This window comes from Kribbella caucasensis (assembly GCF_004361855.1).
GTDB classification, from domain to species: domain Bacteria; phylum Actinomycetota; class Actinomycetes; order Propionibacteriales; family Kribbellaceae; genus Kribbella; species Kribbella caucasensis.
Map to the genome: position 1 here is coordinate 1 of NZ_SNWQ01000082.1, position 1476 is coordinate 1476.

Genomic DNA, 1476 nt, shown 5'->3' on the forward strand with positions numbered 1-1476 from the left:
CAACGCCGCCGAGTACGGTACTTCTGCACCCGGCAATCACGCCGGAGCACAGCCAGACCAGAATCGCTGCCCGGTCAAGTTTGAAGAGCCCGCATACCCGCAGAACGTGAACGTCACCTGCTCAAATTCCAGGCGCCGTCTGCTGTCCTTGCAATACACGATCTTCGTTTTATCGGGATGGAGGACCAACCCGATTTCAGCGAACCGACCTTCGATCGCCGCCCGCACCTGACGGGCTTGCCGTTCGGTCACACAATGGACCACCGCGTCATCTGCGAACCGCTCGAATGTGACGGTCGGGAACTCCCGAGCCATCCACATGTCGAAGCCGTAGTGCAGAAACAGGTTGGCCAGCAACGGTGATACCGGGCCGCCTTGTGGCGTTCCTTTCGTCCGGGGGTTGAGGGTGCCGTCGGGCATCAGCATCGGCGCTTTGAGCCAGCGTTCCACATAGAGCATGACCCATTTCGAGTCCGTGTGCCGCTCTACCGCTTTCAGCATGAGATCCCATGGCACGGAGTCGAAGAAGGCTTTGACGTCCAAGTCGACGACCCAGTCCTTCTTGAAACACCGTTGTCGGCATACCTTGACCGCGTCCAGCGGTGACCGTCCGGGGCGGTAGCCGTAGGAGTCATCGTGGAACACCTTCTCCACGCTTGGCTCCAACGCCATGACCGCCGCGGTCTGCGCCACCCTGTCGATCACGTTCGGGATGCCGAGAACCCTCGTCCCGCCCTTCTTGGGTATCTCCACCGCTCGGACCGGACCGGGGAAGTAGCTGCCCGAGGACATGCGATTCCACAGTTTGTAGAGGTTGTCTTTCAGGTTCTCCTCGAACTGGGCGATCGTCACGCCATCGGCTCCGGCCGCTCCTCCATTCTCTTTCACTTTCAGCCACGCATCCCATACCAGACGCTTCGGTATGTCGTGCGACTTGACCTGAGACTTCGGCTCACTCATGCGATTCCTCCCTTCTGGTTGATCACATTCGTTCACCAGGACGACCCCGCCCCTTGGCTCCACCTCCACTGCGATACGCAGAGGCTTCACAGCTACTGCGGGCGAGTCCGCCAGCGCGTCCCGCATCGGTACTCTGCTCCTCGCGGATTAGCCGCTTGGAGTTCTCCCTCTCGCCACCTATTCGGCGGCAGTATCGGGACGCGCCTTCACATGTTCCATGCGAGAGCCTTGTCCGGGCTCATGCTGCCTATATGCCGGAGACCGCCTGGGCAGTAAACGGGTATCCCCCAGACTTTTCCCGGAGTAGTTTTGCGACTCCGGTTTCGATCTCATCTGACTTCGTTTCGACACGTCAACGGCAGAGGGCTCGCGCCCATCGCTCATCTTCCCGGACCCCACCTGACGCGATCAGGCCGCGCCTCAATACCGGTAACTTTAGCTCTGGCGCACGATGTTGATCGTGTCCGGCGGGGGTTGGGTCAGGTGGCGGTCGATGGGCTTCTTGGCGGGGAATGG

The 1476-nt window shown here is 60.6% G+C and carries 1 protein-coding gene; it reads right to left on the reverse strand.

The genetic code is table 11. The features are described from left to right. Nucleotides 1–36 precede the first annotated feature (36 nt). The gene (ltrA, locus tag EV643_RS43905) at nt 37–960 is read right to left on the reverse strand and encodes a group II intron reverse transcriptase/maturase (protein WP_202870089.1); all 924 of its coding nucleotides are present in this window, start codon (nt 958–960) and stop codon (nt 37–39) included. Nucleotides 961–1476: the final 516 nt, after the last annotated feature.